The 3,860-nt window shown below is 68.3% G+C and carries 6 protein-coding genes; 2 read left to right on the plus strand and 4 right to left on the minus strand.

The features are described 5' to 3' along the window. The coding region (locus ACTIFU_RS22960) for a hypothetical protein (protein WP_439580650.1) at window positions 1-404 on the plus strand (404 nt) is incomplete at its 5' end. Between the two features lie 171 nt (window positions 405-575). On the opposite strand, the gene darG is transcribed toward ACTIFU_RS22960, so the two are convergent. From darG to ACTIFU_RS22980, 4 genes are all read right to left on the minus strand, one after another. Next, a complete protein-coding gene (gene darG / locus ACTIFU_RS22965) occupies window positions 576-1,637 on the minus strand; it encodes a type II toxin-antitoxin system antitoxin DNA ADP-ribosyl glycohydrolase DarG (protein WP_439580651.1) in 1,062 nt (353 codons plus the stop codon). A 17-nt stretch (window positions 1,638-1,654) separates the two neighbouring features. After that, entirely contained in the window at window positions 1,655-2,302 is a 648-nt protein-coding gene (gene darT, locus ACTIFU_RS22970; protein ID WP_439580652.1) for a type II toxin-antitoxin system toxin DNA ADP-ribosyl transferase DarT, read from the minus strand. Between the two features lie 4 nt (window positions 2,303-2,306). Beyond that, on the minus strand, window positions 2,307-2,606 hold the full coding sequence (locus tag ACTIFU_RS22975; protein WP_439580653.1) for a hypothetical protein: 300 nt from the start codon (window positions 2,604-2,606) through the stop codon (window positions 2,307-2,309). A 379-nt stretch (window positions 2,607-2,985) separates the two neighbouring features. After that, the gene (locus ACTIFU_RS22980) at window positions 2,986-3,186 is read right to left on the minus strand and encodes a heavy-metal-associated domain-containing protein (protein ID WP_439580654.1); all 201 of its coding nucleotides are present in this window, start codon (window positions 3,184-3,186) and stop codon (window positions 2,986-2,988) included. A 295-nt stretch (window positions 3,187-3,481) separates the two neighbouring features. On the opposite strand from ACTIFU_RS22980, the gene ACTIFU_RS22985 reads away from it, so the two are divergent. Next, window positions 3,482-3,860 (plus strand): heavy-metal-associated domain-containing protein (locus ACTIFU_RS22985; protein ID WP_439580655.1); only part of this gene is annotated, 379 nt, incomplete at its 3' end.

Here is a 3,860-nt window from a genome sequence, read left to right on the forward strand (position 1 = left end):
TCGAGCTGCGCGTCAATCGGACCGGGCTCGGCACGCCGACCACCGTGCTCGCCGACGCGGCCACCTTCATGGCCATGGAGGTGATCGAGGTCAGCACCGCCGAGCAGGCGCCATCGATCGCCGGCGCGCGCGGCGCTCTCGCCTGGGGCGGCACCGCCGGCGGCAGCGCGAACGCGCGCACGATCTCGCTCACGCCCGCGCTCGCGGCCTACTTCGCCGGGTTAACCGTGCGCTTCATCAACGGCCCGGCCGCGAACACGGGCGCCGCGACGCTGAACGTGGACGGCCTCGGCGCGGTGGCGATCCGCAAGGGCGACGGCACGGTCGATCTCGATGCCGACGATCTCGCCGCCTCCGCGCTCGTCACCGTGGTGCACGACGGGAGCGTGTTCCGCCTCGCCTGATCCTGCCGCCTCGCGCCGCCATCCGGCCCCGCCGGCCGTCCCCAGGGACGCGCCGGCGGGGCCTTTCGCGCGTCAGGAGTCGGTGGCCGATCGGGCGATGGCGTGCTGTTCGATGGGCGAAGTGGCCGCACATGGCCCGTCAGGGTTCACGTCATTCCAAGGTCCCGACTGTCAGTGCCGCAGAGCCGCAGCCCGCTCGTGGACCCAGCCTTGCCGGACGAGGGTATCCAGCGCGACACGGATCTGGCGCGGTGAGAATCGACGCTTGCGCTCATTCCACGCATGCACGTGTTCAACGATCTCATCCGCGGTCGCGGCGGGCACCTCCTTGGTCGCCCAATGCACAGTGGCAAGCAACTCAAGACCGAACGGCGTTTCGAACCCTTCAACCAGAGCGGCCACGCGGTCGAACCGCGCGCGAGTCTCTGCCTCGTTCTCGATGAACGTCATCGCGTCCTCGACCGCGCCGGGCACCAGCGTCAACTGCTTGTCCGGCGCATCCCCGCCATCGCTATAGCCTGCGACGAGGTGGCCTTCCACCCGCGCCAGCACCTTCCCGAGATTCTCGGCATAGGGGCCGTAGATGGCCTTCGCATAACGCAGCCGCAGCGGCTCGCCAGCCTCCTGCATGAAGTACATCAGCTTGTGGACTTCAAGCAGGGTCACGAACGGGTCCATGAGCGCGGCAAGATAGCGATGCATCAGCCCAATCAGCGCCGCGCGTCCGGCAGTCATCGCCGACGCTGAGCGCGCAGCAATGCCGCAGCCGTCCGCGGGTGAGCCGGCCGGCTCGAACAGCACGATGTTGACATCATCTAGGGCGCCGAGAGCGGCTTCGATCCGCGGCTTCACCTCGCGCCAGTCGAGCCCGCCGAGGCCACTACCGAGCGGCGGCAGGGCAATCGAGCGGATGCCGCGAGAGCGGATCTCGGCGACAAGAGCCTTCAGACCGGCCTCGATGTCTTCGATCTTGCTGCGCCCGCGCCAGTGACGCTTGGTCGGGAAGTTGATGATCCAGCGCGGCCGGGTGAGCTGACCGAGTTCGAAGACGAACATCCGCCCGGGTTGCACCTCGCCGCGGTCGCAGGCGGCCCTATAGGCGCTGTAGTTCTCCGGGAACGCGTTGCGGAACTGAAGGGCAACACCCCGGCCCATCACGCCGACGCAGTTGACGGTGTTGACCAGCGCTTCGGCCGGCTCTGCGAGCAGGTCTCCAGTCTTGCTGGTGATCATCCGTCCTCTCCCCGCCCTCAAGGGTAGTACCAGTCCTTCTTGACGTGAACAGGCGGCCTGTGTGCCGCACATGCAAGGCGTTTCGCTACCTCTTGCTGAACGGCGCCGTTCTGGACCCCGATGCGCTCGACCAGCGTCCAGGGGAAGCTGCCGTGGATCAGGAACTCGGCCTGCTTGGCTTCCTTCACCTCGGCTCTGCGGAAGTCTCGCGCCAGGACCGCAGCCCAGTCGATATCGTCCAGCGCGGCCAAGTCCGATTGGAAGGTGGCGTAGTACGCTCCAGCATTGGAGAGCGAGATAGCCCAAGGCTGTCCGGTGGCATCGGCATACGTCACGGTCTGACGTAGATCTGCCTCAAGCGTGATGATCGCTTCCTGCCCGCCACGATAGGCAAGCTCGGGATGGTTCGCCTTCCATATGACGTAGAGCATGATCGAGCGTGGGCAGAAGTAGAAGGGCACATACTCGCCCACGAACGTTCCCGGCCTGCAAGTAACGGGGAGCTGGAGTCGCCGCGCCTTGATGGTGTTCATTCCGATGGTAGTGCCGGCACCCTGACGGCCGCTCATCAAGACATCGGAGAACAGGCAACCGGCCGCGAGGACCGAAGCCAGCCGATCGACGTGGAGGATGTGATAGATTTTCGGCGTGGTCGGCGGGGGCATCTGCTCAGGCAGTCAGGAAGGGCTGTTGCCTCGCCGTTTCGAAGGCCTCCGCAGCCGCCTCGAACCGCTCGGCGGGCGACCCGAGCGGGCGCACCATGAGAAGCGCGGGCTGCGGCCTGCGTCCGAAGTAGTCGCCCTCCATGATCGCCAGCCACCCGCCCAAGCCCTGCGCCGCCAGCTTGCCCTCCGCAGCGGCGATCTCCGCGTCGGTCGGGTCGGTGTGCCGGCCGAGGGTCACGTGCCGGCCGTCCTCGCCGAGGACGATCCAGCGCTTCTCCTTGGACCTCCGCATCGTCTGCGCCATGGTGGCCTCCATCCTACAGCCGGCTGAGCGGCCGCGGACAGACAGCCTCGGGCGGGGGTCAAGAGCAACCGGAAACCGCCGCTCGGCGGTTTTGCAGACTCGCCGTAACCCATTGATTCTTTGAGGCCGGCAGAGCCCCCGTTTGCATCGCAGCGCCTTGATCCGGCGCGTCTATCCCCGATCCCTCAGCTCCACCACCGCGTGCGCGATGCAAGGACGTCTGCGGATGTGAGCGGGTGCCGTGTCATCCTGGCGCCCAGCGGGGTGACACCCGAGTGCGTCATCGTTGCGCGTTGGCGCGCGGCACCGTGCTTCCCGCCCCGGTCATGGCCCACTCGGCCGGCTTGCACTGATCCGCTGCGCGGGGAGCGCCGTCGCGTCAGGACGGCAGCTCCGTCGCCTCGTAGCCGGCCTTGTCGAGCAGCGCCTTCACCGCGACACCACTCAGCGCCGTCGTCAGCGACACCCGGCGCGACGCGAGGTCCGCCGAGACTGTGGCCTTCGGATCCGCGGCCTGAACCAGGCGGGTGATCGAACGGACGCAGCCATCACAGGTCATCGTGCTGACGGAGAAGATCATCGCGGGCGGGCGTTCCAGCGGTCCGGCATGGGCCGATACAGCAGCCCGAGGCAGCCGCAGGTCAAGCCCGGCGCACCCCCGCCGTCAAGGCCCTTGACCTTCCTATCATGGGAACCCCCATCTGCTGCGGCAACGGATGACTCTGGCACAAATGACTCTGGCACAAATGACTCTGGCACGGAGCACGCCCTTGAATGCCGTTGCGCACCCTCCCGGCGCCACCGCACGGCACGGCATGACCTTCATCATCGAGGGGATGTCATGCGCCTCGTGCGTCGGCCGGGTGGAGCGCGCCGTGAGGACGGTCCCCGGCGTCGCGGCTGCGAGCGTCAATCTTGCCGCCGAGCAGGCGGAGGTCCGCTTCGCAGCCCACCCGGACGCGGCGGCCGTGGTCGCGGCGATCGAGGCCGCCGGCTACGCCGCTTCACGCGACACGATCGTGCTCGCGATCCAGGGCATGACCTGCGCCTCCTGCGTCGCGCGGGTGCAGCGGGCGCTCGGCGCCGTGCCCGGGGTGATTGGCGCCGAGGTCAATCTCGCCACCGAGCGCGCGACCGTGACGGTCCCACGCGGCGCGGTCGCGGTCGGCGACCTGATCGGCGCGGTCGCGGCTGCCGGCTACACGGCGGTGCCCGTCGCGGCGGAGGAGGCCGGGTGCGATGCCGATCAGGACC

The sequence above is a fragment of the Elioraea sp. genome, from assembly GCF_051860475.1.
Classification (GTDB): domain Bacteria; phylum Pseudomonadota; class Alphaproteobacteria; order Acetobacterales; family Acetobacteraceae; genus Elioraea.